The sequence below is a fragment of the Roseovarius albus genome, from assembly GCF_900172335.1.
GTDB lineage: Bacteria > Pseudomonadota > Alphaproteobacteria > Rhodobacterales > Rhodobacteraceae > Roseovarius > Roseovarius albus.
On sequence record NZ_FWFX01000001.1, the window covers coordinates 318,701 to 345,088 of the forward strand.

27 protein-coding genes are annotated in these 26,388 nt (G+C 53.4%); 17 read left to right on the top strand and 10 right to left on the bottom strand.

The window, feature by feature from the left end:
• Window positions 1-55 precede the first annotated feature (55 nt).
• Window positions 56-1,165 carry a hypothetical protein gene (locus ROA7450_RS01520; protein WP_085803852.1) on the top strand — a complete coding sequence of 370 codons (1,110 nt, stop codon included), beginning with the start codon at window positions 56-58 and terminating at the stop codon, window positions 1,163-1,165.
• 49 nt (window positions 1,166-1,214) lie between these two features.
• On the opposite strand, the gene ROA7450_RS01525 is transcribed toward ROA7450_RS01520, so the two are convergent.
• The 4 genes from ROA7450_RS01525 to ROA7450_RS01540 form a co-directional block, all read right to left on the bottom strand.
• Entirely contained in the window at window positions 1,215-3,152 is a 1,938-nt protein-coding gene (locus ROA7450_RS01525) for a cation:proton antiporter domain-containing protein (RefSeq protein ID WP_085803853.1), read from the bottom strand.
• A 177-nt stretch (window positions 3,153-3,329) separates the two neighbouring features.
• Window positions 3,330-5,384 carry a hypothetical protein gene (locus tag ROA7450_RS01530; RefSeq protein ID WP_143534315.1) on the bottom strand — a complete coding sequence of 685 codons (2,055 nt, stop codon included), beginning with the start codon at window positions 5,382-5,384 and terminating at the stop codon, window positions 3,330-3,332.
• Between the two features lie 132 nt (window positions 5,385-5,516).
• Window positions 5,517-6,797, bottom strand: coding sequence for an O-acetylhomoserine aminocarboxypropyltransferase/cysteine synthase family protein (locus ROA7450_RS01535; protein WP_085803855.1), 1,281 nt, complete (start codon window positions 6,795-6,797; stop codon window positions 5,517-5,519).
• A 73-nt stretch (window positions 6,798-6,870) separates the two neighbouring features.
• Window positions 6,871-7,836 (bottom strand): glycosyltransferase family A protein, encoded by a 966-nt coding sequence (locus ROA7450_RS01540; protein ID WP_503128369.1) that lies wholly within the window; start codon window positions 7,834-7,836, stop codon window positions 6,871-6,873.
• Window positions 7,837-8,115: 279 nt separating this feature from the next.
• Between ROA7450_RS01540 and ROA7450_RS01545 the strand changes: the two genes are divergently transcribed.
• Window positions 8,116-8,616 (top strand): Lrp/AsnC family transcriptional regulator, encoded by a 501-nt coding sequence (locus ROA7450_RS01545; protein ID WP_085803857.1) that lies wholly within the window; start codon window positions 8,116-8,118, stop codon window positions 8,614-8,616.
• 17 nt (window positions 8,617-8,633) lie between these two features.
• Here the strand turns inward: ROA7450_RS01545 and ROA7450_RS01550 are convergent, their stop codons facing one another.
• The 4 genes from ROA7450_RS01550 to lgt form a co-directional block, all read right to left on the bottom strand.
• Window positions 8,634-9,428 (bottom strand): Hint domain-containing protein, encoded by a 795-nt coding sequence (locus ROA7450_RS01550; RefSeq protein WP_085803858.1) that lies wholly within the window; start codon window positions 9,426-9,428, stop codon window positions 8,634-8,636.
• A 638-nt stretch (window positions 9,429-10,066) separates the two neighbouring features.
• Window positions 10,067-10,822 carry a peptidoglycan editing factor PgeF gene (gene pgeF / locus ROA7450_RS01555; RefSeq protein WP_085803859.1) on the bottom strand — a complete coding sequence of 252 codons (756 nt, stop codon included), beginning with the start codon at window positions 10,820-10,822 and terminating at the stop codon, window positions 10,067-10,069.
• Window positions 10,819-11,883, bottom strand: a complete 1,065-nt coding sequence (locus tag ROA7450_RS01560; protein WP_085803860.1) for a class I SAM-dependent methyltransferase — start codon at window positions 11,881-11,883, stop codon at window positions 10,819-10,821. Before ROA7450_RS01560 ends, pgeF begins: the two co-directional genes overlap by 4 nt.
• Window positions 11,880-12,770 (bottom strand): prolipoprotein diacylglyceryl transferase, encoded by an 891-nt coding sequence (lgt, locus tag ROA7450_RS01565; RefSeq protein ID WP_085804129.1) that lies wholly within the window; start codon window positions 12,768-12,770, stop codon window positions 11,880-11,882. Before lgt ends, ROA7450_RS01560 begins: the two co-directional genes overlap by 4 nt.
• 94 nt (window positions 12,771-12,864) lie before the next feature.
• Between lgt and ROA7450_RS01570 the strand changes: the two genes are divergently transcribed.
• The 8 genes from ROA7450_RS01570 to ROA7450_RS01600 all read left to right on the top strand — a co-directional run bounded on the left by ROA7450_RS01570 (window position 12,865) and on the right by ROA7450_RS01600 (window position 18,327).
• Entirely contained in the window at window positions 12,865-13,110 is a 246-nt protein-coding gene (locus tag ROA7450_RS01570; protein WP_085803861.1) for an accessory factor UbiK family protein, read from the top strand.
• 209 nt (window positions 13,111-13,319) lie between these two features.
• Entirely contained in the window at window positions 13,320-13,445 is a 126-nt protein-coding gene (locus ROA7450_RS21385; protein ID WP_268808432.1) for a hypothetical protein, read from the top strand.
• Between the two features lie 293 nt (window positions 13,446-13,738).
• Complete coding sequence (locus tag ROA7450_RS01575) at window positions 13,739-14,239, top strand: type III secretion system chaperone family protein (protein WP_085803862.1); 501 nt, start codon at window positions 13,739-13,741, stop codon at window positions 14,237-14,239.
• Window positions 14,240-14,274: 35 nt separating this feature from the next.
• Window positions 14,275-15,090 carry a pyrroline-5-carboxylate reductase gene (gene proC, locus ROA7450_RS01580; protein ID WP_085803863.1) on the top strand — a complete coding sequence of 272 codons (816 nt, stop codon included), beginning with the start codon at window positions 14,275-14,277 and terminating at the stop codon, window positions 15,088-15,090.
• Complete coding sequence (locus tag ROA7450_RS01585; RefSeq protein ID WP_085803864.1) at window positions 15,083-15,421, top strand: tRNA-binding protein; 339 nt, start codon at window positions 15,083-15,085, stop codon at window positions 15,419-15,421. The genes proC and ROA7450_RS01585 overlap by 8 nt, the downstream gene beginning before the upstream one ends.
• Window positions 15,418-16,380, top strand: coding sequence for a 2-hydroxyacid dehydrogenase (locus ROA7450_RS01590; protein WP_085803865.1), 963 nt, complete (start codon window positions 15,418-15,420; stop codon window positions 16,378-16,380). Before ROA7450_RS01585 ends, ROA7450_RS01590 begins: the two co-directional genes overlap by 4 nt.
• Before the next feature lie 91 nt (window positions 16,381-16,471).
• Window positions 16,472-17,593 (top strand): beta-ketoacyl-ACP synthase III, encoded by a 1,122-nt coding sequence (locus ROA7450_RS01595; protein WP_085803866.1) that lies wholly within the window; start codon window positions 16,472-16,474, stop codon window positions 17,591-17,593.
• Between the two features lie 275 nt (window positions 17,594-17,868).
• Entirely contained in the window at window positions 17,869-18,327 is a 459-nt protein-coding gene (locus ROA7450_RS01600) for a hypothetical protein (protein ID WP_085803867.1), read from the top strand.
• Here ROA7450_RS01600 and ROA7450_RS01605 read toward each other — a convergent pair.
• Window positions 18,324-19,211, bottom strand: coding sequence for a LysR family transcriptional regulator (locus ROA7450_RS01605; RefSeq protein WP_085803868.1), 888 nt, complete (start codon window positions 19,209-19,211; stop codon window positions 18,324-18,326). The two genes, ROA7450_RS01600 and ROA7450_RS01605, sit on opposite strands and share 4 nt — an antisense overlap.
• 112 nt (window positions 19,212-19,323) lie before the next feature.
• Between ROA7450_RS01605 and ROA7450_RS01610 the strand changes: the two genes are divergently transcribed.
• The 5 genes from ROA7450_RS01610 to ROA7450_RS01630 all read left to right on the top strand — a co-directional run bounded on the left by ROA7450_RS01610 (window position 19,324) and on the right by ROA7450_RS01630 (window position 24,981).
• Window positions 19,324-20,085: a class II aldolase and adducin N-terminal domain-containing protein gene (locus ROA7450_RS01610; protein WP_085803869.1), complete on the top strand. Its 762-nt coding sequence runs from the start codon at window positions 19,324-19,326 to the stop codon at window positions 20,083-20,085.
• Window positions 20,086-20,204: 119 nt separating this feature from the next.
• The gene (locus ROA7450_RS01615; RefSeq protein ID WP_085803870.1) at window positions 20,205-21,233 is read left to right on the top strand and encodes a fatty acid desaturase; all 1,029 of its coding nucleotides are present in this window, start codon (window positions 20,205-20,207) and stop codon (window positions 21,231-21,233) included.
• 101 nt (window positions 21,234-21,334) lie between these two features.
• Window positions 21,335-22,183: a 3-methyl-2-oxobutanoate hydroxymethyltransferase gene (locus ROA7450_RS01620; protein WP_085803871.1), complete on the top strand. Its 849-nt coding sequence runs from the start codon at window positions 21,335-21,337 to the stop codon at window positions 22,181-22,183.
• A gap of 33 nt (window positions 22,184-22,216) precedes the next feature.
• Entirely contained in the window at window positions 22,217-22,528 is a 312-nt protein-coding gene (locus ROA7450_RS01625) for a non-heme iron oxygenase ferredoxin subunit (RefSeq protein WP_085803872.1), read from the top strand.
• A 161-nt stretch (window positions 22,529-22,689) separates the two neighbouring features.
• Entirely contained in the window at window positions 22,690-24,981 is a 2,292-nt protein-coding gene (locus ROA7450_RS01630; RefSeq protein ID WP_085803873.1) for a hypothetical protein, read from the top strand.
• 3 nt (window positions 24,982-24,984) lie between these two features.
• On the opposite strand, the gene ROA7450_RS01635 is transcribed toward ROA7450_RS01630, so the two are convergent.
• Window positions 24,985-25,629 carry a hypothetical protein gene (locus tag ROA7450_RS01635; RefSeq protein ID WP_143534316.1) on the bottom strand — a complete coding sequence of 215 codons (645 nt, stop codon included), beginning with the start codon at window positions 25,627-25,629 and terminating at the stop codon, window positions 24,985-24,987.
• Window positions 25,630-25,741: 112 nt separating this feature from the next.
• Between ROA7450_RS01635 and ROA7450_RS01640 the strand changes: the two genes are divergently transcribed.
• Window positions 25,742-26,062 (top strand): antibiotic biosynthesis monooxygenase family protein, encoded by a 321-nt coding sequence (locus ROA7450_RS01640; protein WP_085803875.1) that lies wholly within the window; start codon window positions 25,742-25,744, stop codon window positions 26,060-26,062.
• Window positions 26,063-26,089: 27 nt separating this feature from the next.
• Window positions 26,090-26,365 carry a DUF5665 domain-containing protein gene (locus ROA7450_RS01645; RefSeq protein WP_085803876.1) on the top strand — a complete coding sequence of 92 codons (276 nt, stop codon included), beginning with the start codon at window positions 26,090-26,092 and terminating at the stop codon, window positions 26,363-26,365.
• The last annotated feature ends 23 nt before the right edge of the window (window positions 26,366-26,388 follow it).

Sequence of the window (26,388 nt, forward strand, 5' to 3'; positions counted from 1 at the left end):
TTTGCGGTACACTGAGTGGCATTGGGTTCGTTATGGATTTTAGGGGGATATTTTGATGAGGCATTTCTTGATTGGTATTATGGCCTGGGTTTTGTCTTGTGGTTTAGCACTAGCCGAAGATTGGCCAGCCGGGGCAAAGGCAGACATGAACGCGGCAGGTGAGCGGCTGCGAACCGCGACCACATCGACAGAGCGGGCGCAGGCCTTGCGTGAGATTGAGGCTATTGCAAAGGCGCACCCGGATGCGCCCGAGGCGCAGCTTTTGGCACGGACATTGGGGCAAAAGGCAACAATGGAAGCGGGGCCCAAGGCCATGCTGGGGGCGCTCAGCGATCTAGCGACATCAGGGAACATCCCTGATGCGCAGACCTATGGCGATATTCTGGCCCCGTTGATGGACACCATTGGTAAGATGGCGGACGAGGGTACCTTGTTGCCGCAAGCCGCGATTGAGCTGGATGGGGCGATTTCCGCGTTGAATGATGCGGCCAAAAAAGCGGGTCTGCCAGATGTCGCGGCAGCGATTTCTCAGGCGACGGGCATCGAGGGCATCGGAGAAAAGACAACCGGTCTGATCGGCGATATTGCAAAGGCGGCTGAACTCGCGCGTGATGCGCCGGATCTTGCGCAAATGAACGAGGCTGAAACCAAGAAGTTTCTTGAAAACATGGTTGCTCTTTTGCCCAAGGGAGGAGGCCCTGCAATTTCAGGACCTGCTTTTGGTGTCTTCACCGAGCAGGTGGGCTGGGCCAACGAAATGTTCGGCGAAAGCACCAAGGCGCTGGATCTAGTTGGGGACGCGATTGAAACCGGACAGTTTGATCATGCGGCTTATGCCAAGATCGAGGAACGGTTAAACGATTTGTCCAAGGGGCCTTGGGGTAGCGATACAGCCAAGAACTTTTTCAAGTCCCTGTGCAAGCATATCCCTATAGCAGGAGCGTGGTGTGATGATGCGTTCCAAGCCGTCGAAGAGCTTGTTGCCGGAGTGGACTGCGATGCAATCACCTGTGACTGTGGCAATGTGGGCGGCGGGCTTTTATCCGGGCCCAACACGGTAACATGCAAGCTTCAGGAAGAATCGATCATCGGTGAATGTGTTTCCACAAAGAAGATCACATTAACTTGTGATCTTGACGCCAAGGGCCCCGGTGCTAGTCACTAATTGAGTAGAGCCGGCACCGGTTCGTTGTTCACCGCAGCGCGGGCATGGGCTAGGCTTCTTTGGACTCTTCTACCGATGACTCGGGCTCGACCTCCCCTGCGCTGACTTCGAGTTGCGACAGCAAGAGCGTTTCCAGCTCGCTTTCCAGCTCAAGAGCACGGGCGATGTAGGCCTTGTTGTCGACGGTCTTAACCTCGGGGTCCCACAATTGCGCCAGTTCCTGAACCGAATGGCGGTCGTGATGGTAAAACGCTGTTTCCACCTCGGATGCTTCAAACTCGGTTAAGCCGAGGTTTTCAAGCGCATACCGTCCAGCCCGCAGGGAGCTGTCGAACATTTCACGCACGATGTCATCAGCTCCGGCTTGATAGAGGCGGAAGACGTTGGTGCGGTCGCGGGCGCGGGCGATGATGTGAATATCGGGGCGTTCGCGGCGGGCAAATTGGACAACACGCACAGATGCGTCGGGATCATCAAGCGCGATAACCAGCACGCGCGCCTCTTTAAGGCCCGCAGCATAGAGCAATTCAGGGCGGGAGGGATCGCCAAGGAAACCTTTGACGCCAAAACGGCGCATGCGCTGGATGGCGCTGAGATCGTGGTCGAGAACCACAGTATCGAACCCACTTGAGCGCACCAGCCGGTTGACGATCTGCCCGAAGCGACCGATGCCGGCAATGATGACCGGACCTTCGTCGTCAATCTCATCGGGCTCTTGTTTGTCGGAGCTTTCATCCATCCGGCTGGAGAGCCAATCATAAAGCAGGAAGAGCAATGGTGTGATCAGCATCGAAATGGCGATGGCCAGGAGCAGAATCTCGGTTTGATCTGGGGGGATCACGTTGTGCTGTCCAGAGAAGGAAATCAGGACGAAGCCGAACTCACCAGCCTGTGCCAGCGAGAGGGTAAAGAGCCACAGGTTGCGACCCTTGAGGCCAAAGGTGCGGCCCAGCCCGTACAAAACGCCACCTTTGAGCACAATTACCAGGAACGCGATGCCAAAGACCGGGATGAATTCGCGGAACAGAACACCAAAATTGATACCTGCGCCCACAGTTATGAAGAACAGACCAAGTAGCAGCCCTTTGAACGGGGCGATGTCGCTTTCAATCTCGTGGCGGAATTCGCTGCTGGCGAGAACCACCCCGGCAAGGAAGGCGCCAAGGGCAGGCGAGAGGCCGACAAGATTCATAACGTAGGCAATGCCCACTACGATGAGCAGGGCGAGGGCCGTGGACATCTCGCGCAGGCGCGTTGTGTGGATGTAGCGAAAGATGGGCTGCGCAAGGTAGATGCCACCAAGGATGATCGCTCCGACAGCGGCGAGTGTGACAAGTGTGACACCCCAGCCTGGCAAGCTCTGGATGAAGTGGACTGCCGCTTCATGTGTTTCGTGGGTGGCGTGATCAGCTTCCTCGTGAACTTCACTGAGGTTATCGAAGACCTCGGTTAGAACCTCTTGCGGCGTTTTGGGCAGCGCCAGAAGAGGCAGGAAGGCCAGCATCGGGATGACGGCGATATCTTGGGTCAGCAAAACCGAGAAGGCAGATCGCCCACCGCCAGTTTGCATCAAACCTTTTTCAGATAGGGTTTGTAGCACGATCGCGGTGGAGGAGAGAGCAAAAACAAGCCCGATGGCGAGCGCCACGCTCCAATATACCCCAAACGCCATTGCCCCGATCATCACAGCGATCGTGGTCAGTGCGATTTGCAGCCCGCCGAGGCCCAAGAGCCTGTGTCGCATGTCCCAAAGCGCACGAGGTTCGAGTTCCAAACCAATCAGGAAGAGCATCATCACAACGCCGAATTCGGCAAAGTGTTGCAATTCTTCGGTCTCGTGCCCGCCAACAAGGCCAAGAATAGGCCCGATGGCGATGCCTGCCGCGAGATATCCCAGAACCGAGCCCAGACCGAGGCGCGCGGCTACGGGGACAGCGATTACGGCAGCGGCAAGGTAAACGGATGCAAGGAACAGAAAGCTATCCATCAGATGCTCCGTCTTTGTTCGGCAGGGGATGAGAACTGGACCTGATCAAGATCAGGTCTATTTGGCGGGGGCGTGTGAATTTGGTCGTGCATACATGCATATAGTGCGTGATTTATGACACGAGCGCAAATCTTGAGTGCGTAATTTCGCCGGTAAAGTTACTGGTTACGACAAAAATCAGCCTTTGGGCATCTGCAACGTGATGTTGCGGCCTTTTTTGACGTAACGCAGCTCACTTTTGCCGATGGCTGCAACCTTGCCGCCATCCAGCCTGTCGCCGACCGTGACCTTTTTATATCTGCCATTCGCCATTCGCACCAAGGCGCGGCGGTTGGACGGGGAGCCATAAACACCAATCAAATTGATCTGGCGCAGTTTGATCGCATTTTTTTCAGTCGCCTGACGGGTGACGGATGCAGAGGTTGGCACGCTGGGGGTCACTTTCTGAGCTTTGCTCACCGGCTGGGCCACGGCGGCGGTCTGCTGGCTTTTGGCGGCCTTCTCCACAATGCGGGGGCGCAGCTTTGGCATAACAGAGGCGGTCACGGCTTCTTTCGTCGGAGCAATATCTGGCGCACTGGACTGAATTGCAGCAGCCACGGCGGTGTTGATGGTTTCGGAGTTTGCGCCCGGCGATATAGTGGAAATTGCGCGTTCTTCAACCGCTTTGGGCCTTATCTTTGGGCGGAATGCTGCCAGCTCTGATAGGGTTCGCCCATTGAGGGTGTTACGTTCAATGCTGTCGCTCAGATCTGCGGGGCGGCTTTGCGGGCGGAGTGCGGCAAAAGGTTCATCGATTTCTTTGGGTTGCCCGACGATGTGGCGCTTTGGCCAAGGAGGTTGAGACGCGTTTGGGCGTCCGGAGTAGACGATTACGCCTTGCGGTGTAATCGCACCATAATCTGTGGCAACAACCAACCCACGGTCATCGAATTCGAAGGTTACGTCGGCGCCGGGCGAAGGTGATTCGCTGTTTGGGTGCTGGTCGGTTTGCAAATAAGCCACCGCTGGGAGGGCAACCGCATCGGACGATGGGACTTCTGGATCTAGCGACGTTTGATAGAAATCTTCGGCGTCTGTGATATCGGGAGTTCGCGGCGGCTGGGGGGCCTTTTGCCAGACACCTGTGGCCGCATAGCGCGCTCGAGCCTCATCGGAGCTGAGTTCGCTGGGTTCAATTGTTACAGCGGGTTCTGCAGTCGATTGCTGCGTTGGGGAAAGTGGCGCGGTGTCACCTGTGTATTCGTCCGGCAATGCCGCAATATCGTCAATAATGTTGGTCGCTGACCGCTCTGCAACCTCTTTGTCGTTTGACAGCAATGGTGGCCAGATGGCCAGATTCAACACGACCAGACCAACAACACCCGCCGCTATCAAAGCTGGATTGCGTGGTCTGCGTTGGGTTGGAGGTGACTTTGTCGCAAGCAAAGATTGTTCGGCTTGTACCTTTGGCGCACTTGCAATGGCTGACGTTGGTGTTGGCTCGGAGGAAGTGCTGTTCGCAGATGGTGAAACTTCGGTTGGAGCGCTTTCTGCCTCTGCGTCGGCGGTATCGATATCATCAGAAGCTTCAACGACATCTGAAGCGTCAGTGTCCGCACTTGATGCTGGATCGCTCGGAGCCGATAGATCCTCAGTGATAGTTTCGACAGAGACTGTAGCTACTTCCTCTGTACCTTCTTTTTCGGTTTCAACTTCTTTACTGGGCTCAGGATCAAACGTGAGCTTAGGCTCCGCAATAAGCGTATCTTCAGCGTGTTGCGTTGCTCCAAAATTCGGTGCACCGATGAAGTCCGTGCTGTTTGGCAAGGCACTGAAAAGCACGGGATTGAACCCGTGTTCTATAGCAAAGGTTTCCGCCTCCTGAAGGGTGTCTTGGGCCACGGCGGCAATTCGCAAGACACCTGCATCCACGCAATAATCAATGGCGAGGTCATCAACTGCATAAGGCGTGGCTCCCACGAGCGTCTGGCGTGCGATCTCGGTGAAATCTTCTTCTGGTGCACCTTGCGGGTCGGTCGAGAGGTAACGGATTTGATCGTTCGGGATGATCAACGTTGTTGAAAATTCATATTCTTCAATGACTTGTGCGGCATCCCTAAGGTCAGACAGATCAGACGTCAATGACGGACTGTCGAGAGGTACGGTTCCCACGTGGACTTCGGGATCGGCTGCAATATGGACCAGGCGAATGCCATCCATAGAGAGGGAAAGAGCAAAGGTTGGCTTCATTGTGAGTGTCTGCACAGTAACCTGAAACAAAAGGGGATTCCCCCAGTGCGCGAATTTTACACGAGCTTTACATCAAGGCAAAGCGAAAGCCCTGCCACCGGCGGGAAAGCGCAGATGGCAGGGTCTGAGATTTTAGATAGAAGCCTTGGATAGGGCCTGATCAAGATCTGCGATGATGTCGTCGGGGTCTTCGATGCCGATGGAGATCCGAACCACGTTTGGAGCCGCACCTGCGGCCGTCTGCTGTTCTGCAGTCAGCTGACGGTGCGTGGTCGACGCCGAGTGGATGATGAGCGACCGTGTATCGCCAAGATTGGCAACATGGCTGAACAATTCAAGGCTATCGACCAGTTTGACACAGGAGTCATAGCCGCCTTTGAGCGTGACAGTAAACAAACCCCCAGCCCCCTTGGGGCAGATCTTGGCAACGCGTTTGTGATACGGGGAAGATTTGAGGCCTGCATAGGTGACGGCCTCAACACGGTCATCTTTTTCAAGCCATTCCGCAACGATCTGCGCATTTTCCACGTGTTTCTGCATGCGCAGGGACAGGGTCTCGGTCCCCATCAGTGTGTAGTGCGCGGCTTGCGGGTTCAAGGTCATGCCAAGATCGCGCAGGCCGATGGCAATGCCGTGGAAGGTGAAGGCGAGTGGGCCAAAGGTCTCGTGGAATTTCAGGCCGTGATAGGCTTCTTCGGGCTGCGACAGGGAAGGGAACTTGTCCGAGGCGGACCAGTCGAATTTTCCAGAATCCACAACCACGCCGCCGGTGACAGTGCCGTTGCCCGTCAGGTATTTGGTTAACGAGTGCACGACCAACGTTGCGCCGTGCTCGATTGGGCGACACAAGTAGGGGCTGGCGCTGGTGTTGTCGACAATCAACGGCAGGCCTGCGTCGTCGGCGATTTTTGCGATGACCGGCAGATCGGTGATATATCCACCGGGATTGGCGATGGATTCACAGAACACGGCGCGGGTGTCATCATCGATCGCGGCTGCGATGGCGTCGGTATCGTCAAAATCAATGAATTTGGCCGACCAGCCGAAACGTTTGATGGTTTGGCTGAACTGGGTGACAGAGCCGCCATAGAGACGGGTGGACACCACGACATTCCGACCCGGCGCCATTAGCGGGAACAGGGCCATGATCTGGGCGGCGTGGCCAGAGGAGCAGCAAACAGCACCAACGCCTCCTTCCAGAGTGGCGACACGTTCTTGCAAGACGGCCACGGTTGGGTTGGTCAAGCGGGAGTAGATGTAGCCGACTTCTTGCAGGTTGAAGAGGGCGGCTGCATGTTCGGCATCGCGAAACACGTAGGCCGTGCTTTGATAAATCGGGGTCTGGCGCGCGCCGGTAGCCGGGTCAGGGCGGGCGCCAGCGTGTATTTGCAATGTATCAAAGCCATAGGCCATAGGTGTTCCTCCTGCGAAAATTTTGCCGGAACACTAGGGGATATGTTTTGTGGCCACAATTGCGAATTGCGGCCTAACGCATCCAGAAACCATTGCGCTTGATGGTGTTGCGGATGGCCTGTTCTTTGCGGGGGAGGTTGTTACGGTCGAACAAGTTGCGCACTTTTTGTCCGCGGCCATGGTAGATCATGAATTTGATCGGATCATAGTGTTTGAGAACCTTTTTCAGGCGATTTGGCGCGGTGATGTCTTCTAGCACATTGACAACCTGATCAGACTCTCGGGCATAGAGCAGGGGAAGCATGCGATAATGGCAAGTAACTTGTCCGTCCAAAAGGTCTGGAGGGAGGGTGTGGTTGCCGCCTCCAAGTGCGTGAATGACAAGTGGGAGGGCAACCTGATCAAGCCAAGGGTCAAGCGATTGGCAGATCAACTCCTCTGGAGTGTCATCGCGAATGGCGAGCGCATATTCCAGAAATTTTTCACCAAACTGATGAGGGCATTTGTAATAGAAAAAACCAGCATTGAAATAGAGATACCTTCGCCAGAATTCATCGGGGTAGGTGGTGTCCAGCGAGCTTTCGAAGTCGAGCCCGAATTGATCATAAAGCGATTTCCAAGTCGCAGTGTATCCTGGGCCATATAGCTGAATTTCTGGCCAAGTGTTTTCGCACCTGAGCGAGGCACTCGGGCGATCAAAGTCGAACGGGACTTGAGATAAATCATTCAAAACCAAGGTGTCGGTGTCAAAAAAAACAAAGGGCTCGCCTTTGGGTAGGGCAAAAAGCGCTTCGATTTTGTTTCCGTAGGGGTAGTGCTCGCCGAAGTGTTTTGATTCAAAAGGAATGATCTCGGCTCCAAGCTCTTCTAGAAGGTCTCGGGTTTGTTTGCTCCGGATCGATGGGTCTTGGGGCCATTGTGGGCCGCTCTGAGGCTCGGCAACGATCAGACGGCCAGAAAAGCCAGGTGATTGAACCCTTAGAGAGGCGGCGAACAAGATGGCCTCGTATTGTAGGCGGCCCCCTTGGCCGATAATCATGATGTTAAATGGGGGATTACCCTGCGCGGCCATCGGGCGCTTACCTTTTGTCGTTTACTGCTGGACTGTGCTAACTATAGCTTGCGTTTGTATTAGGCAGAAGAGCCTGATTGGTCTGATAGAAACACAAATTGCATTATTTTCAATGGAGCTCACAGAGCACAGCTGACTAAAATGGCCGATCTAAGGTGCGAATAGTTAATAAAGTTACAGATGTTTGAAACAATATTGCGCAGGTCTACCCTCTGGTGTATTGAATCTGTAATTTGGAGTGACTGAATGCCGACTACCCGACTCGATCCGATTGACCGTAAAATTCTAGCGGAACTACAAGCCGATGGGCGCATGACCAATGTTGAATTGGCCAAGCGTGTCGGTATTTCGGCGCCACCATGTCTGCGCCGGGTTCGTACGTTGGAGGAAACCGGGTACATCAAGGGCTATCATGCGGATGTTGATGCGCGGGAGTTGGGCTTTGAGGTTCAGGTTTTCGCTATGGTGGGGCTGGTCAGCCAAGCTGAAGCTGACCTGAGTGCCTTTGAGGCGCTGTGCCAAAGTTGGCCTTTAGTGCGTGAATGTCACATGCTGAACGGCGAAGTGGATTTTATTTTGAAGTGCGCAGCACCCGATTTGAGCACATTTCAGAGGTTTTTAACCGAACAGCTGACGGCGGCGGAAAATGTTGCGAGCGTGAAGACATCGCTTGTGATCCGCGGGGCGAAGGATGAACCGGGTGTACCTTTTGATGTTCTGGAAGAGCGTCTGAATAAATCTGCTTGAGCGGTTTCGGTTTGAACTCAAGCGACCTCTGTACCATTCGCTGACATGATGGGAAGGCGTTGTATGTGGAGGCTTCCGAAATCTTCCGGGTGGTGAACGTGCGGAAACAACGACATGAACAGCGACAGCATGTTTTCTCCCAGCGTCGATTCAAAACGTGGGCCAGGGTGGAAACTTTCGACTTCGAGGCCCGAAGCACTGATCAATGAATGCTGATTAAGACACAGGTGAAACACTTCAACCGGACGTGGCGGCAAAATACTGATGATATTGTCGCCATCTGCCAGATCGTTAACGGGCGTCAGCAGACGATTGTCTTTTGATGCTTCGTGCAAGCCAGCAGGACGGGTTAACATGCGGGCGCCGGGGCCAAAGATTAAATCATGACCGGGCCGATTCATTCCCAGAGCGTTCGACATTACGCGGGTCAAGTTAGAACATTGATATCCTGCGGGCCCCGCGCCCGGCACTATTGTCATAGAGCCGATCCAGATGATTTCAGAGGACGCGCTACCGGGGCTTATCACGTTCATGCCAGGCTCAAGGTCCTCGATGGCAAATTGCCCTTGCTCGGTTTCAATCAATGTGCCGCGTGCGAATGCTGAGAAGGCCGATTCAAACAGTGGCAAGGCTGGAGCAATCTGATCAGAATGGCGAACTTCCCCATCGGCCGACTGATAAGTACATTGATACTTGCGCATCAAAAGAGAACGTCGTTCCGGCTGGCGTTTGAGGTCGGGATGTGAATCCTGTCGCTTGCGGATCGCCAGAGCGTTGGGTCTCATATTTGTTGAGTAAGGGGTCATCGTCATTTGTATGTCCCCCCTGCTAGTGAGAGAAAATTGAAACTATATGGTGCGTTTTCGATGCGCACCGGTTCAACGTATTGAAAGCACTGTTCGTGGACAGGCCGCAGAAATTTGAAAATGTTTTGAAGTATTGTTGAGATCATAGGGAGCATTCAGTGGCTGAGAAAGATTGACTGTGGGCTGCATATCCAATGGATTGCAAAGTAGCTGTCGTGCTCGTGTGAACTAGTAGCGCAAAGCGATTTGCTGTCTTCCAGCGGTATTTCATATTAAGGCTCCTTTGGAAGATCGGCGGACAGAATTGCGATTTGCGGGTTGCAAAAATTGTGCAAGAACTTTGGGGCCAATCTGTGTCACTGATGGCGTAAAGATCGGGCTTTCCCAGTCGAATGGATAAGTGCGAAGTGGAAACGTTTTGAAGTTGGAAATTATCTCAAGTAATTGAAATTATTATTATAATATTGCGTCTGTAGGTACATATTTATTCGAAGGCATAGTGATTGTGGCGATTGTATGTCTCAGTCAGATTGTTCAGAGTTGATAAAATCGAATGCATCATTGTGAAAAGACGGCAGCCAAAATACGGGGTGTTTGAACTCACGCAAGCCAGAGAATTCAATCATATTTTTGTTGCCCAAGACCTACAAGCAAATCGCTGAGATCAGACGGCCATAGTCTGCTTCCTTGGCATGGGTTGTTCGACGATAAGAGTAAAATCTACTTGGGTCGGAATAGGTACAGTGCCGGATCCATTCAGCGTGAGCCACACCAGCTTGACGCAACACGTGCAAGCCAAATCCTGTCAAGTCGAACTGATAGTGTCCCTCTTTGCCGTTGGCAAAGAACCGCGCGTTGTCTGGATCGTGGTCCACGAACGTTTCAATGAACTCGGGTCCGACTTCATAGGCAGCTTGGCTTATTGATGGTCCGATCACTGCGTTAATCCGGGCCCGATTGGCGCCAAGAGTTTCCATGGCTTCAATTGTGGCCTCAAGCACACCGTCAACAGCCCCTCGCCAACCTGCATGTGCTGCGCCGATGACGCCAGCCTCAGCATCCGCGAAGAGAACCGGCTGGCAATCGGCGGTCAGAATGCCGACGGCCAGTCCAGGTGTTTTGGTGACCATGGCGTCGGCCTTGGGTCGTTCTGTGAGCGGCCCGTCGATCACTTCGACCGTGGCAGAGTGAACTTGATAAACCGTTGTGAGATGCGACAATTCAACACCCATGGCCTCGGCCACGCGAGTGCGGTTGATTTTAACAATGTCGTCCTGATCCGAAGAACCCTGACCGCAGTTCAGCCCCTCGAAGACACCCGATGATGCGCCGCCCTTGCGGGTAAAGAACCCATGGCGCAGGGGGGTGAGGCTGTCTGAGGTCAGGATCTCTAGGGTCATGGCTCCACTCCGGGCGGGGGGGATGCGCCGTCGGGATAGAGGGCGATCACCTTGAAGAGCGTCCCCATTTCTTCGGGGCTGGTCAAGCGTTGATATGCTTTGACGTGCGTATTCAGAGAGGCGCCGGAGAGGTTTTCGGCCAGCTTTTCTGCGCGTTGGGTGATGCCGAGCCGCTCCAGAAAAATTCCCTGCGGCGTGAGGCGGCTGTATTTGGCGGGGAGGGCGGCACTGGCTAGCGCTTCAAAATCGACGTGAGCAGTTAGGTCAGCATTGCCCGGTTCGGTACAGGGATCAATCGATTGGTGGTTGGATACCGCTTGAAACGTGTCCCCTAAAGAGCGCCAGTCGCCATAGTCAAAGATCAGAGCCATGCCGCCATGGGTATTGATAATGCTCCCAAGATGGGCCGCATAGGAGATCGTGGCTTCATGCAGTTCAACTATATCGTCGTCGCGGGTGTCTGTAAGGCGGTGTGTTAATTCCGCAGGGGCAACCGGATTCGACCATGTAAGCGTAAGGTTTGTCGCGGCAACACTCACAAGGCGCTCGCGCCACGCTTCGCCCTCACGCTTGAATTGGCGGATGGGCAGAGCGTCGAAAAACTCATTAGCGATTAGAAATAAGGGTTTCTGGGGCAGAGTTTGGACTGATGTATGCCAATTGATGCCATCTTTTTCGATTGTGGCCTGTTGCTTGGCGCGCAGGGTCGGCGAGGTTTCGATCAGATGCAGCCTAAGCGCATCGTGAAAACCGGGCACCATTTTTGTAGCGCGCAGGACATCGGCAATCAGGGTCCCTCGTCCGGGCCCAGCTTCGGCCAAAGTGAAGGGGGTCGGCGCGCCTTGATCCAGCCAAGTCTGTGCCAATGATAGGCCAACCAGTTCACCAAACATCTGACTGATTTCTGGCGCTGTTGTGAAATCACCTGCCGCGCCAAGGGGATCTCGCGTGGCGTAGTAGCCATGTTCAGGGTGGCTCAGGCAGGTGACCATATAGTCGGCCAGCGTGATTGGGCCGTCTGATTTGATCCGGGTGATCAGGATGTCCTTGAGTGTGGTCACGCCTTATGCCTGCGGGAATATTGAATGACTGCGATACCAAACAGAATCATCGGGATCGACAGCGCCTGTCCCATAGTCAGACCAATACCGTTGATGTGGAAGGCGAGGCCAAGCGGGTTGCCTTCGGACACGAACAGCGCGTCAGGCTGGCGGACGTGTTCGACCAAAAAGCGGGCAAGGCCGTAGCCGATGAAAAATACACCGGTCAGACGTCCGGGGAAGCGCAAACCGCCACGGCGGTGAGCGAGATACAGCAAAACTGCACCCAAAATCAGACCTTCGAGCAGGGCCTCGTATAGCTGTGAGGGGTGGCGGGCACAGAGACCGGGCACGATACCAGGGCAGTCCTGAGCCGCTGCACCGGGAAATATCACCCCCCAGGGCAAATCTGTGGGACGGCCCCAAAGTTCGGCGTTGATGAAATTGGCAAGGCGCCCCAGCAAGAGACCCACTGGCGTGGCCATGCAGAGCACGTCGGCCAACGTCCAGAAGGGGATTCCTTGCTTGCGGGAAAACAAGAAACAGGCGGTGATAACGCCCAAAAGGCCGCCGTGAAAGGACATACCACCCTGCCAGACTTGCAGAATCTGCATGGGATTCGAGAGGTAATAGCCGGGTTGATAAAATAGCACGAACCCTAACCGGCCACCGAGTATCACGCCGAGGATGACCCATGTCAGCAAATCCTCGACCTGTTTCTCGGTGATTGGAGCGGTTCCGCCGGGCCACAGGCCGGGGCTGCGCACGGCGTGCACGACTATTCGCCAACCGATCAAGATGCCAACAATGTAGGAAAGCGCGTACCAGCGCAGCGAGAACTCCATCCCAAAGAGGGGAACGGTGAAAATCTCGGGGGAAATCTCGGGGAATTGGATAACTGCCTGCATATGCGTGTATTTGCCTGTGCTTGTGGCGGAGTCAACCTTGCCCCCCGCGCTTTTGATGCCCATATAGGACCCACATGTAATACCGGAGAGAGCAATGCAAACCCGCAACAAGGTTCTGGACGATATATCGCAACTGATGACCAACGCTATGGGCGTGGCTCAGGGGGCCAAAGACGAAGCAGAAACAGCGATGAAATCAATGATTGATCGTTGGTTGGCGGATCGCGATTTTGTAACTCGCGAAGAGTTCGATGCAGTGCGGGCCATGGCACAGAAGGCTCGCGAAGAGAATGAGGCGCTTATGGCTCGTTTGGATGCGCTGGAGGCGAAGGGCCAATAAGACTATGTCACGCGAGCTAGATAAACTCTCGGAACGCCGCATGCTAAAGGCATCGACAGAGAGGATATTACAAGGGCGCGAAGCAGAAGGCGCGCCTTTGCCAGTTCGTAGTGGTGATGCTATTGGCGATGCTTCGTAGGCCGTGGGTTTCCGTATGATGGCCGAAGCTGGCGCTTTGCCTAAAGAGATTCGTATTTAGCGAAAGATTGATGCCCACCAAAAAGATGGCTGTGATTACTGACCCGGATGCACGGAAACAGGCCACGTCACTGTTGGCGGAATTCATGTTGAAGCTGTCGACCTCTGAAAACGCGCGCAGCCGGTTCATGCGTTAGTTTCGCCCTGTGTGGCAAGGTGATCCAATCCAACGAAAAATCCGAGATTTTAGAGACGCATGCGGGAAATCGCTGTGCGCGGTATGTTAATTTCCTGAAAGCGCTATCTTGATGCGATTTTCTATTCATCCACAACTTATTGAGGTTATCCCCAATAAATTGCTTTACAGGTTCCAATAAACACTCCACCATATCTGGTATAGGCGAGGGAATTCTCCCCCGTTTATAGAGCAGGCACCTAGCGCTTGGGGCGCTGCCATGCCCCAGCCGCTACAGCAAAAAGAGGTGGCGCCATGGCATTGTCCGAGCAGTTCTTGCAAGAAGACCTTCACCCAATAGATATCGTTGAACATCTGGCCGAGCATTACGACTGGGAATTCGATCGTATAGCCGATGATCAGATCGCTATGGCAGTCGAAGGGCAGTGGCGAACCTATTCCATAACACTGGCCTGGTCTGGCTACGATGAGACGTTGCGGATGGTCTGCACGTTTGAAATGGAGCCGCCGAACGAGAAGCTTCCAATTCTGTACCAGATGTTGAACGATGTGAATGACCAGTGCTGGTCAGGTGCATTTACCTTCTGGAAAGAACCAAAACTGATGGTCTATCGCTACGGTCTTGTGATGGCAGGGGCGCAAAGCGTGAGCCCGGAACAGATCAACACCTTGATCAATTCCGCAGTGATGAATGCTGAGCGGTTCTATCCAGCCTTTCAACTGGCGATCTGGGGTGATCGGAGCCCGCAAGACGCCCTGCAAGTCGCCATTGCAGAGGCATTCGGGCGTGCGTAAGAATACCCCTCAATAACTGAGTATTGGGGGCATTGATGGATATGAAGGATGTGGCCGCAGGCGGGCTAGTGTTGTTGGGCTGCGGCAAGATGGGATCAGCCATGCTGGATGGTTGGCTGAAGGGCGGATTGCCCGCAGGCTCCGTCTGGGTCATCGATCCGTATCCATCCGAGTGGCTGAAGGCTACGGGTGTTCACATCAATGACGAGGTCCCCGAGAAGCCAGCCATCGTTTTGATTGCAGTTAAGCCGCAGATGATGGGCGACGCGTTGCCGACGATTGCAGCGATGGGGAATGGTAATACGCTGTTTGTGTCAGTTGCCGCTGGCACGACGATTGCGGCCTTTGAAGAGGCGCTGGGTGCGCAAAGCCCGATTGTCCGCGCAATGCCGAATACGCCCGCTGCCGTTGGTAAGGGCATCACGGCAATTGTGGGGAATGCACATACTTCGGCAACGCAGTTAACCTTGGCTGAAGGTCTGTTGCAGGCCGTGGGGCAAGTGGTTCGGCTGGAAAACGAAGATCAGATGGATGCGGTGACCGGCGTCAGTGGATCCGGCCCAGCATATGTTTTTCATATGATCGAATGTCTGGCGGCTGCAGGGGAGGCGCAGGGGCTATGTGCTGAGCTGTCGATGCAACTGGCCAAGGCCACGGTTGCGGGAGCTGGTGCACTGGCCGAGGATGCTGAAGAAACACCATCGCAATTGCGGTTGAATGTGACCAGCCCGAATGGAACGACACAAGCAGGGCTGGAGGTGCTGATGCAGGAACAGTCTGGGCTTCCGCACTTGATGGTGCAGACGGTGAAAGCTGCGACGGACCGGTCAAAGGAGCTGCGTGATGGCTGAAATTAGTTTTGGCGACTTTCTGAGTGTTGAATTGCGCGTGGGTACCGTTGTGCGGGCTGAGCCTTTCCCCGAAGCGCGAAAGCCTGCGATCAAACTGTGGATCGATTTTGGCCCTGAGATTGGGGAAAAAAAATCTTCGGCTCAGATCACCGTGCATTACACGCCAGAGGGATTGATCGGGCAGCAGGTGGTTGCAGTTACGAATTTCCCGCCGCGTCAGATTGGACCGTTTATGTCTGAGGTTCTGGTATGTGGGTTTACGGATGAAAATGGCAATATTGTACTGGCAAAACCAGATCAGGATGTTCCAAATGGGGGGCGGTTGCATTGAAACGTGTGTATCTGACCCGACCTTTGCCGGACACGGTTGTAGAAAAGGCCCGCGAATATTTCGAAGTGGAGATTCGCACGGAAACCGCTCCGCTTAAAATCGGCCAGATGCGTGCAGCTTTGGCACTGTATGATGGCGTATTGCCGACCTTGGGAGATGCATTTTCCGCCGAGGTATTCCGTGATGCCGATCAACCAAGGTGCAAAGTTCTGGCAAACTTTGGAGTTGGGTATAACCATATTGATGTCGAGGCCGCTCGGGAGGCCGGCGTGATGGTGACCAACACGCCGGGTGCGGTGACGGATGCCACAGCAGATATTGCGATGACCTTGATCCTGATGTGCGCTCGACGCGCCGGGGAAGGGGAACGGCTGGTACGTTCTGGTGAGTGGGAAGGTTGGAATCCAACTCAGATGCTGGGTCAGCATGTCACCGGCAAGACCGTCGGTATTGTCGGCATGGGGCGCATTGGTCAGGCAGTGGCACGTCGCTGTCACTTCGGCTTTGGCATGAAGGTGAAATATTTCAGCCGCTCGGCCAAAGAACTGGATTTTGCGACAACCAGAGTGGATGCGCTGGCCGCACTGGCCGCACAGGTGGACTTTTTGGTAATGACCGTTCCAGCAGATGACACCACGCGCCACATGATTGGGGCTGAGATTCTTCATGCGATGAACTCAGACGCCTATCTGATCAATGTTGCGCGTGGCGATGTCGTGCAAGAAAAAGCTTTGATATCGGCCTTGGAGAAAAGCCGTATTGCAGGCGCCGGGTTGGATGTTTACGAGCGCGAACCGGCTGTGCCTGAGGTGCTGAAGGGCATGGAGAACGTCGTTTTGCTGCCGCATCTGGGAACCGCCGCTTTGGAAGTACGTGTGGAAATGGGTTTGATGGCGGTTGAGAACCTGCGCGCGGCTTTGAACGGGGAAGAGCCCCCGAATATTATTGCTGACGTTTAGGCATGCTGGCGCTGAAATAGGAATTGCCGTAGCGTTAATCTTGATGGCGGGGTCGGGTTCTGGAAACTGCCCTTAAAGTTTGGAGAGACCTATGTTTGTGCCCGCGATTTCAGGAACCGGTATTTTTACCCCAGAAGAGATCATCACCAATGATGAACTGGTGGCCACGTTCAACGCATATGTTGAGAAATTCAATGTAGCAAACGCGGATGCCATCAAAGCAGGGGAATTGAGGGCCAAGCATCCGTCGTCTTCTGAGTTTATTGTGAACGCCTCGGGGATTGAGCAGCGCTATGTCATGAATAAATCCGGGGTTCTGGATCCCGATGTGATGCATCCGCATCTGCGTGAGCGGGGCAATGACGAGCCGGGAATTATGGCTGAGATGGCGGTGGAGGCCTGTACCAAGGCGCTGGATCAGGCTCAACGAGATGCCAGTGAAGTTGATCTGGTCATTTGTGCGGCCTCGAATCATGAGCGTCCGTATCCGGCGATTGCGGTCGAGATTCAGCAATTGTTAGGTGCGGGTGGGTTTGCGTTTGATATGAATGTTGCCTGCTCATCGGCGACCTTTGGCATCCAAGCCGCCGCGGATATGGTGCGCACTGGGTCGGCCAAACGAGCCCTGGTTGTGAGCCCGGAGATTTGCTCGGGGCATCTGGAATGGCGGGATCGCGATTGTCACTTTATTTTTGGGGATGTGTGCACGGCTGTTTTGATCGAACGGGCGGAAGATGCGAAGGGCGATCATTTTATTATTAGGTCAAGCCGTTGCGCGACGCAGTTCTCGAACAACATCCGCAATAACAATGGATACCTGCGTCGAACACGCGCGTATGGGATGGAAGACCGAAGGGACATGTTGTTTGTGCAGGAAGGGCGCAAGGTTTTTAAGGAAGTATTGCCGCTCGTATCACAACACATCGCCGAGCACATGACCGATGAAGGTGTCAGCGCCAATCAGTTGAAACGCCTTTGGTTGCATCAAGCGAATAAATCGATGAATGACTTTATCGGCCGTAAGGTCATGGGGCGCACACCTGAACCGCACGAACAGCCCAATATATTGCAAGACTATGCAAACACTTCCTCTGCGGGGTCGATCATAGCGTTTTCAAAATATTCGGATGATTTCCTTGTTGGTGATGTGGGGCTGATTTGCTCGTTTGGAGCTGGTTATTCTGTTGGCTCAGTGTTGGTCGAACGAGCGTGATCCGGGAATAGGGGAGCGAGGCAGGCTCAGTCGACGGGCAAGGAGGGATAGACTTCCGGGGATGGAGACCTTGGTATCTTCGACTGCCAAAACAGGAAAACCGGACAAATTTACACCACTTGGTTCCTGCCTCGCGCTATGGCCAAAAGGCCAACACTCATTACGTCCCTTAACATCGGGATTGTTTTAGCAATGACATTTCCCGATAAAGAGTTTAATGGGAAAAAAAATCATATGTTCCCCACATGTAAGGGGGAAGTAGTGGAAGTAACGAGATGTCAACTGTCGGAAGTTATCTGAAAAAGCACACCGAAGCGCTGGTCAAGGATGTGGGGATTGAACCCGCATGTGAGTTGACTGGCAAATCCAAGGCTACCCTTGGTCGGTATTATTCTGATCACGACGAGCATTCTGATCGCTTCATGCCGATAGATGCTGTCGCGGCGTTGGAGGAAGCCTCGTCTTATCCGCATGTCACGAGTGCGTTAGCTGAATTGAAGGGAATTACCCTGCAATTTGATGAGCGTCGGAAAAACAATGACGACAAAGGTGGGGTAAACACCGATGTTATCGCGTTGAGCCAGCGATTTGCAATGTTGATGGCGGAATATCAGACGTCCATCGAAGATGGGATCATAACGGTCAACGAAGCAAAACGCTTGTTGAAAGAAACAACGATGCTTCAGCAAGTATTGATCGACATGAAGCTGCATTTGGAAGAAGAATCAGTTTAAGCATCAAAGTCGCGGTTCAAAAATTCTTCTGCCATCCATGACATAAAGGCCCGAGTCGCGGGGGTGTCGGCATGGCTAGCTGGCGGGATGATGTGGTAGGCTTCGAGCAGCTCTGGCCGGTGATCGAAAGGGCGGATTAATTGGCCGCTTTGAAGAAGGTCAACAACCAACGTATCGTGTGCCATTGCCAAGCCTGCTCCGGCCAAGGCGGCGCTGATTGAGACCGAGTAGGTCGAGCTGAGGTGAACCTCATTTGCTCGATTGAAGGGTTTTCCCTGCGATTTATACCAAGTTTCCCAATTTCCCATAATTCCGGAGCAGTCCATTAAGGTTGCAGTTTCAAGGTCAATTTGGCCTTGTTGATAGTCGGGGTGGCAGATGGGATAAAATCTGTCTCGGGGCAGGGGGATGGCGTTTTCTGACATCTCGGCCGGGCGGCCGAAGCGGATTTCAACGTTGGCATGTTCCGCATGGCGTTCAGGATCCCAGATCGGGGTCACAATATTGAGCCTGAGCCATGGGAAGGCCGCGTGAAGATTGTGGAGACGCGGGGCCAGGCAGAAAACGGAAAATGCCATGTTGCACTGGAGAATGATCGATTTTCCGCGATCCCCCCGCGTCATTGCCTGTGTGCCATGTGCCAAGAGGTCAAAAGCCTCGCGAACTGTGGGCAGATAGTTGGCACCGGCTTCACTGAGCATCAAAGCTCGGGTGCGGCGAATGAAAAGTTCACGACCCAAGAATCCTTCGAGACTGCGGACGTGTTGAGAGATCGCTGACTGCGTAAGATTCAGCTCGGCCGCAGCCTGCGTGAACGAAAGATGCCGAGCCGCAGATTCAAACGCACGAAGCCAGTTCAGGGGGGGGAGGTTGGAGTTGTTCATTCTATACACAATTTATACATTAGTAATACTAATGTCATGACGTTGAATCCATTGTTTGTAAAGTTTAGCGGGCTTGGGCAACATGTGCGACAGCAACTGAGGAGGCCGCAAAATGAACGTTCAGACAGCCACGCATAACCCAAATATCGCTTTTTGGAAGGAACGCACTGAACTGGCAGCCGCCTTTCGTTGGACCGAACGCCTGAATATGCACGAGGCGGTGGCGAACCATTTCAGCCTTGCGGTTAATGATGATGGCACTCAATTCCTGATCAACCCCAACCAACGTCATTTCAGCCGGATCAAGGCCTCAGACCTGTTGTTATTGGATGCGAATGATCCGGATGTGCTGGATCGTCCCGGTGCGCCAGATCCGACAGCCTGGGGGTTGCATGGTGGCATCCATCGCCTATGCCCACATGCGCGCTGCGCGATGCATGTACATTCTATTCATGCGACGGTTTTGGCCTGCTTGGCCGACAGTAATATGCCGCCGATCGATCAGAATACCGCGACCTTTTACAATCGTTACGTGATTGATGAAGAGTTTGGCGGACTGGCGTTTGAAAGCGAGGGAGAGCGCTGCGCCTCGATGCTCAAAGACCCCAAAGTCAAAGTGATGATCATGGGCAACCACGGCGTGCTGATCCTTGGTGAAAATGTCGCCGATACCTTCAACCGCCTGTACTATTTCGAGCGCGCGGCCGAAACATATATCCGTGCCCTGCAAACCGGACAGCCGCTGAGGGTTCTCAGCGATGAGATCGCAGAGAAAACCGCAAAAGAATTGGAAGATTACCCGGATCAGGCCGAGGCGCATATGTCAGAGATGATGGCCATCTTAGACGCAGAAAACTCGGACTACGCAAGCTGATCTGCGGATGCAGCGCCGGGTTTTATCAAGCCCTACCTTTTTTCTTGAAGCGTCTGATCAGTAGAGCAGGTCAGACGTCAAACCATTCATGCCTTTGGGCTTGATATCGGAGTACTGAAATGCCCGATTATGTTCCTACAAATGCTGCCTCTTCCGGGGTGAAGTTGGACAAGAAAACACTCAAGTCCATTGCGGGGCGATCAGATCGCCCCGGTTTGAAATATCTGGCGAAGTGGGGCGGATCCTTGGCTTTGACCGGCGTTTTGATCTGGATAAGTTTGGGGACTATATGGATGTGGCCTGCGATGTTCCTGCACGGAATCTTCCTAACGGTACCGGCCTATTCCTTCAGCCATGAAACCGCACATGGCACAGCTTTTCGTACCCGTTCGTTGAACGAGGCTGTTCTATGGGTGACATCGCTGATTTACATGGAAGAGCCTCTGCATCGGCGGTACACACACACCAACCACCACACATTCACCTGGCATGTTGGTAAAGACAGCCAAATGCCGTTTGACACACCAATGGGGTTTGGCGGCTGGATTGCCGAAATCACTGGCTTTGCCTTGCTGCGGTTCCACATGCATGTCTTCGTGCAATTGGCGACCAAGCAATATTCTGACACCATGAAGATGGTTACGCCCGAGGGTGAGTTTGGCAAGATGACCCGCAATGCGCGGATCATGCTGGCAATTTACACCCTGATTGCGGTAGCGCCGCTCTTTGGCATCTGGTGGCCGATCTGGTTTATCGCGGTGCCCCGCGTGCTGGGCGCGCCGGTGATGCTGTTGTTCACCTTGATTCAGCATGTTGAGTTGCAGGAAAATTCGCCTTCGATCTTGGAAAGCACACGGTCATTCAAAGGCAGTTGGCTGGCGAACTTCCTCTATATGAACATGAACAATCACGTGGAGCATCACCTGTATCCTCAAGTGCCATTTCATGCGCTGCCGCAACTGGCTGATGCGATTGAAGATCAAACTCCGGACCCCGATCCGGGGTTTTGGAAAACAAACCTTGAGGTACTAAGCGTGGTGATCCGCCGGAGTTTTGGCCACCAGACCAAAGCCGCAACCATCCGACAAGCTCCGCATATGATCACCGAAGGTGGTCCTGTTGAACGGGTTGCGCAGCGTACGATGTAAGGCTCGCGGATTTTGATAAATGTGGTCGGTCAGAGGTTTTGCCAGACTACAAAGAGATAGGACCGTTAGAAAATTGAATCACACAAAACAGGAACTTTAGAATGAAGCGCATCTACGATTTCAGCCGCAATCCCGCCATGCGGAATTTTACTGTAGCAGATTTGAAGGCGCTGAAAGGGTCAGGACGACAATTGTCGATGGCCAACCCGGCAGACCGCAATGAGATTAAGGCCTGTGTCGATGCGGAGATTGATCTGTTTGTTGTAGGGACTGATCAGATGGAGGATGTGCGCGAACTGGCACCGGCGATCTTCACCGGGGCAGGGTCTTCTTGGGCGCAGTTTGGATCGGATGATGAGATCGTGGCTCATGCATATGAGGCGATGCGCCGGGGCGCGGATATGTACTACACATTGCGGTCTTTTGACGTGATGGAGTGGATGGCGAGTGAGGGCATTCCGGTGCAAAGCCATATCGGTTTGATCCCAACCTTCAGCCACCATTGTGGCGGTCTGCGGGCGTTCGGGCGAAAGGCTGAAGAAGCGATGCAGATCTGGGAGACGATCAAACGTATGGAAGATGTTGGCGTTTTCGCGGTAGAGGCTGAATGTATCGCCGAAGAAGTGCTGACAGCTGTAAACGGCAAGACAAGCATCGTGACATTTTCGTTGGGCTCCGGTCCGGGCGGAGATGCGGTTTTCTCTTTCGTGGCAGATATTTGCGGCGAAGTGAGCGAGGAAGGCAAGCCGCCAAAACACGCCCATGCCTTTGGCCAAGTGGGGCGTTTGCACAAGCAGATTCATGATGAGCGCGTGGCGGCCCTTGGAGAGTTTCATCGCGAAGTAGCGGCAGGAAATTTCCCCTATGCCGAGACCAATATTGGCATGTTTGCGGGCGAAAAGGAAAAGTTCCTAGAGGCGCTCGATCATTGGACGCCAACACATCAATGAACTGTTAAATCAGCCAAACTTGGAGCCAGCAAAATGACGACCTGGATTGACGCATGTGCCACCGATGACATCGACGAAGAAGATCTGATTCCGTGGGAGCACAACGGTCGAAGCTACGCGATTTACAACACCGAAAAGGGGTTTTTCGCCTCGGATCTGATGTGCACGCATGAAAAACAAAGCCTCGAAGATGGGTTGGTGATCGATTGTGTGATCGAATGCCCGTTGCACGGTGGTCGTTTTGATATCTGCACAGGAAAGGCTTTGTCCGCACCTTGTACCGTTGATCTTGTGACCCACCCTGTCAAAGTTGAGGGTGGTCGCGTGTTTGTCGAGCTTTCATAAGCACATTTGGGGCTTGAGGACCGTCACGGTTCACTGAGCCCCCATTAACCTCGCATTGATACTTCCCTTTGCCACCGGGCGCGCCCGGGTCAGGTGAAACATATATCATCCCATTCCCGCTGTGTCGGGCCGAGAACAAAGGGATGCGGAAAGGGAATTTCATGAATAAGGCAGTTACCGATGGCATTACTTTCATGCCGCCCAAGTTTGCAGATGGGCTGGACGTGTGGTCGAGCGAAGATGGCACTGTGGGCTCGGCCACTTATGAGGGTGCGCTGAATGCTATCTATACGCCATCGGATCAGGATTTCGCTGGTGCGTTAGAAATGCAGAAAACCGAGGCCGTGCAAAGGCTGAGGTATATGGGGCAAACACAAATTTTGCCAGGCTGTTATCTTAGGGTCAAAACCAGGATCAAAGCCATCACAGGGAATTTGCCGACTGTCCGTATTGCCGCTTGGGCCGGGGCAAGTGATGACACTCATGTCCCCAATCTGACGGAGGTTGGGCCTGAAATTAGCCTAACGACCTATGGAGAGGTTGTTGAGGTCAGCGCGATCATCGGAACAGGGCTACGTAACGGAGTTGACATGCCATGGGGTGTTGGGCCCGCATACGGCCACTTCGGATTGGACCTGACGGGCCCCAATGGCGGTATCATTCGCATAGATGACTTTCAAATCGAAGATGTGACCAATGTGTTCCTGCGGGACATGTTAAGCATGGTGGATGTGCGCGATTTTGGAGCGATTGGGGATGGTGTTGTTGATGATTTCGCTGCGTTTGAAGCGGCGGATGCGGCCGCAAATGGACGTGAAGTGTTAATATCAGCAGGTTCATATTACTTGGGCGATAGTGTAACGCTTCAATCCCCGGTTAAAATCGAAGGCACTGTGACGTTGCCGGCTGATAAAACCTTTGCGATGGTGCAAAACTTCGACATGCCCCATTACATCCGCGTGTTTGGCAGTGAAGACGAGGCGCTGCGTAAGGCGTTTCAGGCGCTGATCAATGGTGTCGGGCACGAAACACTGGATTTGGGTGGCCTGCGGTTTGACATCACAAAGCCAATTGATATGCAGTCGGCGGTTGCTACTCGTGATGTTTTTTCGCAGCGACGGGTTATTCGGAATGGCCAGATCAGTGCCAGAAACTCCTCGGCCTGGGATACCGAGGTTTTCACGTCACAAGCGAGCTACAGCGTCAATGATGCGCGAACTCTGAAGAATGTGACAAACGTAGCTAATATTCCGATCGGGTCCCTGGTTGAGGGCAACGGTGTGGGCAGAGAAGTCTATGTCCGAGAGAAGAACATTGCTGCCAAGGAATTGACACTTAGTCTGCCCCTGTATGACGCGGAGGGCAGTCAAACTTTCTCCTTCCGCAGATTCAAGTACATCCTTGATTTCAGCGGTTTTGAAAAGCTCGACAAATTCATCATCTCGGATGTGGAATTCCAGTGTTCTGGACGTTGCAGCGCTGTTTTGTTGCCGAAAACAGCCAAAGCCTTCACCTTTAAGGACTGCTTTTTCACTGCGCCCAAAGATCGGGGCATCACCAGTTTTGCGAAAGGTGACCAGGGGATGCTTGTGGATCAATGCCAGTTCATTTCGGACGAGGCGCCACTGGCTGCGGCGGACAGAACATCCATCGGCCTAAATACGAATGCTAATGACGTGAAATTACGCGACAACCGCGCCACTTACTTTCGCCACTTTGCAGTGCTGGCAGGTGGTAACACGATTTTCACCGGAAACCACTACTTTCAGGGGGACGCGCAGCAGGGGTCTCCTCGCACAGCGGGGCTGGTTTTGACCGAGCAAAATAATCGGGCAACAATTGTCGGAAACTATATCGATAACAATTTCCTTGAGTGGACCAATGAGCATGATGCGGAGCCGGACTTCTTGAACGAATTTTCGTTTAGTGCGCTGAATATCAGCGATAACACTTTTGTCGTAGGCCATGTCGCACCTTGGTTCAGTTTTATAGTCATCAAACCCTATGGACCTGGGCACTTCATTAAAGGGTTGAATGTGAACGGGAACTCCTTCCGTGTGATTGGTGATGAAATTGATCGCATTGAACGATTGGACACTAGTTTTGCCTCGCTCGACTTCGATCGGGTGATAAATGTGAACTTCGCCAATAATGCATTCAGCAATGTAACAACACACACGGTTTGTCCGGTTAAGGTCTCACATACAGAAGCAAGCCCATCGCAAACCTGGGCAATTGACGCAGAAGGGAAGTTGCCCTTTGGCGCGCAGGCACAAGCCGTGGATTCTGTTGTTTTAACAGCGCCGCTTTCGGATAACACGGGGAGTGCATATCACGGCGTCCCTTACGTTCAGTTTAAACAAGGGCCCAATCAGGACCAGATTTATCTGCAATGGGAAAAACCGGTCAGTGGTTCGGCGACAGTTCACGTTCGGATTGACGATGCGCTCTGATTTTCAGAAATGATGCCAGGCACCGAATTTGAGTTTTAGCTCATCGGTGCCCATCACGCCTGTTATGATTCCCGCCTCTAAATGCCGCCCTGAGCGTTGTTCGAATATGTAGGATGGGGCCAATTTGATATAGGCTGGTTCAATCGGGGGGATGCGGCCCTGAAGCTGAAAGATCAGTTTACTCTGTTTTGTCACTGAGAGGCCCAACGTGGCATCAGCTTCGAAATCTCCGGCAAGCCCATTCGAGAAAATGATGCTTCGCGTTTCCAGGCCAAGCCAGCCGTCTATTTCCACCCATTTTATTCCACGTCCAATCGAAACCCCGGGGCGAAAGGCGAGTTCGTTCTCAGCCATCCCAATGGCTATTTCCCAAGCAGACAATATACCAACCGCTGCAGGTTTGCCGGGGTATCGTGCAAATACAAAGGCTTTGTCACTGACGGTGTCGTCTCCCCCGAGGTCTAGGCCGAGCGTGAGTTTGTCTGTTACACCGTATTCGCCGTAAATTGTTCCATACGTCTGGTAGGGAGCTTCGGTTTCTATTTCGAGGGAATAGGATAGGAATACACTTCCCTTTTCGCGTGGCCAGGCTCCTGCCTGAACCTGCGCCGTTGACAAGGCAAGTATTGCGATGATGACGCGAAGCATGGGGTCCTCCGCGTTGACTTTGCTCAATATTGGTAAATCATCTGTTAAGACTGAATATTTTGCGCTTCCTGTGCAACCTGCTAGGCTTGGGTCAACAAACAGGAGAGTAGCCATGCCGACAATCAAGCAGTCCAATAGTTTTCAAACTGTCATAACAACCTTCGAAATGACACCGGGTACTTGTCAGGACCTACTTGATGAACTGACGGCGGCTTATGATGAGTTTATTTCCAAGCAGCCTGGATTTATTGGCGCTGGCCTGCATGTCAACGATGCGCAGACGCGGATTGCAAACTATTCACAATGGCAGCGGCGCGAAGATTTTCAAGCCATGTTGCGCAGTAATGAGATGCGGGTGCGCAATCGCCGGTTCAATGAACTTTGCAAAAGCTTTGAACCTGTGATGTATGATGTCGCAGCGACATTTAGCTGACTCAACCCAGATCTTCCGGAGAATTAGATGAGTGACGAAGACCTGCGTCAAGACTTGCAATTAATAGGACGAGAACTGGAGCGTTTCAATCGCCACAGATTTCTGCGCATTCAGAACTCATTCGTTCGGTTGATGCTGTTCAATCTGGCGCGTGGCATGGCTTTTGGTCTGGGAACGGTATTGGGGGCCTCGGTGATCCTGTCGATCTTTGTCTGGTCGCTGAGCCAAGTTGAATTCGTGCCCATCATTGGTGATCTGGCTGCGCAAATCCTGGAGCAAATGAAGGGACAATTGCCTCAGTGACCCACTGAAATCGTGGGTCACAA

Coding starts and splice junctions, on each gene's coding strand:
- ROA7450_RS01520 (WP_085803852.1), top strand. CDS start 56: ATGAGGCATTTCTTGATTGGTATTATGGCCTGGGTTTTGTCTTGTGGT.
- ROA7450_RS01525 (WP_085803853.1), bottom strand. CDS start 3,152: ATGGATAGCTTTCTGTTCCTTGCATCCGTTTACCTTGCCGCTGCCGTA.
- ROA7450_RS01530 (WP_143534315.1), bottom strand. CDS start 5,384: ATGAAGCCAACCTTTGCTCTTTCCCTCTCTATGGATGGCATTCGCCTG.
- ROA7450_RS01535 (WP_085803855.1), bottom strand. CDS start 6,797: ATGGCCTATGGCTTTGATACATTGCAAATACACGCTGGCGCCCGCCCT.
- ROA7450_RS01540 (WP_503128369.1), bottom strand. CDS start 7,836: ATGATTATCGGCCAAGGGGGCCGCCTACAATACGAGGCCATCTTGTTC.
- ROA7450_RS01545 (WP_085803857.1), top strand. CDS start 8,116: ATGCCGACTACCCGACTCGATCCGATTGACCGTAAAATTCTAGCGGAA.
- ROA7450_RS01550 (WP_085803858.1), bottom strand. CDS start 9,428: ATGACGATGACCCCTTACTCAACAAATATGAGACCCAACGCTCTGGCG.
- pgeF (WP_085803859.1), bottom strand. CDS start 10,822: ATGACCCTAGAGATCCTGACCTCAGACAGCCTCACCCCCCTGCGCCAT.
- lgt (WP_085804129.1), bottom strand. CDS start 12,770: ATGCAGGCAGTTATCCAATTCCCCGAGATTTCCCCCGAGATTTTCACC.
- ROA7450_RS01570 (WP_085803861.1), top strand. CDS start 12,865: ATGCAAACCCGCAACAAGGTTCTGGACGATATATCGCAACTGATGACC.
- ROA7450_RS21385 (WP_268808432.1), top strand. CDS start 13,320: ATGCCCACCAAAAAGATGGCTGTGATTACTGACCCGGATGCACGGAAA.
- ROA7450_RS01575 (WP_085803862.1), top strand. CDS start 13,739: ATGGCATTGTCCGAGCAGTTCTTGCAAGAAGACCTTCACCCAATAGAT.
- proC (WP_085803863.1), top strand. CDS start 14,275: ATGGATATGAAGGATGTGGCCGCAGGCGGGCTAGTGTTGTTGGGCTGC.
- ROA7450_RS01585 (WP_085803864.1), top strand. CDS start 15,083: ATGGCTGAAATTAGTTTTGGCGACTTTCTGAGTGTTGAATTGCGCGTG.
- ROA7450_RS01595 (WP_085803866.1), top strand. CDS start 16,472: ATGTTTGTGCCCGCGATTTCAGGAACCGGTATTTTTACCCCAGAAGAG.
- ROA7450_RS01600 (WP_085803867.1), top strand. CDS start 17,869: ATGTCAACTGTCGGAAGTTATCTGAAAAAGCACACCGAAGCGCTGGTC.
- ROA7450_RS01605 (WP_085803868.1), bottom strand. CDS start 19,211: ATGAACAACTCCAACCTCCCCCCCCTGAACTGGCTTCGTGCGTTTGAA.
- ROA7450_RS01610 (WP_085803869.1), top strand. CDS start 19,324: ATGAACGTTCAGACAGCCACGCATAACCCAAATATCGCTTTTTGGAAG.
- ROA7450_RS01615 (WP_085803870.1), top strand. CDS start 20,205: ATGCCCGATTATGTTCCTACAAATGCTGCCTCTTCCGGGGTGAAGTTG.
- ROA7450_RS01620 (WP_085803871.1), top strand. CDS start 21,335: ATGAAGCGCATCTACGATTTCAGCCGCAATCCCGCCATGCGGAATTTT.
- ROA7450_RS01625 (WP_085803872.1), top strand. CDS start 22,217: ATGACGACCTGGATTGACGCATGTGCCACCGATGACATCGACGAAGAA.
- ROA7450_RS01630 (WP_085803873.1), top strand. CDS start 22,690: ATGAATAAGGCAGTTACCGATGGCATTACTTTCATGCCGCCCAAGTTT.
- ROA7450_RS01635 (WP_143534316.1), bottom strand. CDS start 25,629: ATGCTTCGCGTCATCATCGCAATACTTGCCTTGTCAACGGCGCAGGTT.
- ROA7450_RS01640 (WP_085803875.1), top strand. CDS start 25,742: ATGCCGACAATCAAGCAGTCCAATAGTTTTCAAACTGTCATAACAACC.
- ROA7450_RS01645 (WP_085803876.1), top strand. CDS start 26,090: ATGAGTGACGAAGACCTGCGTCAAGACTTGCAATTAATAGGACGAGAA.